This is a genomic window from Alcanivorax sp. 97CO-5 (genome assembly GCF_000524665.1).
GTDB classification, from domain to species: domain Bacteria; phylum Pseudomonadota; class Gammaproteobacteria; order Pseudomonadales; family Alcanivoracaceae; genus Alcanivorax; species Alcanivorax borkumensis.
Map to the genome: position 1 here is coordinate 1 of NZ_KI965901.1, position 353 is coordinate 353.

Below are 353 nucleotides of genomic sequence, written 5' to 3' on the forward strand. Positions count from 1 at the left end.
TTCAGGGCTCACACGTTTGCTTGTCTGGTAATTGAAGGGTGTAGACGCTTTTTATAGGTCTGTAGCTCAGTTGGTTAGAGCGCACCCCTGATAAGGGTGAGGTCGGCAGTTCAAATCTGCCCAGACCTACCATTTTCAGAATTGTAAATGGGGCCTTAGCTCAGCTGGGAGAGCGCCTGCCTTGCACGCAGGAGGTCAGCGGTTCGATCCCGCTAGGCTCCACCAATACTGTTGCACTGGTAGAAGCGTAAAAGAAGTCAGAATCAAGCATTTTTTTGCTTGCTTCTGGCTTTTTAGTCGGATGCTTGAATCTTTATGATTCGGCTAGCTCTTTAACAATTTGGGAAATGAGA

2 tRNA genes are annotated in these 353 nt (G+C 47.6%); both read left to right on the forward strand.

The window, feature by feature from the left end:
- Nucleotides 1-55 precede the first annotated feature (55 nt).
- Nucleotides 56-132 (forward strand) — tRNA-Ile (locus Y017_RS09380).
- Nucleotides 133-149: 17 nt separating this feature from the next.
- Nucleotides 150-225, forward strand: a tRNA-Ala gene (locus tag Y017_RS09385).
- Nucleotides 226-353 lie beyond the last annotated feature (128 nt).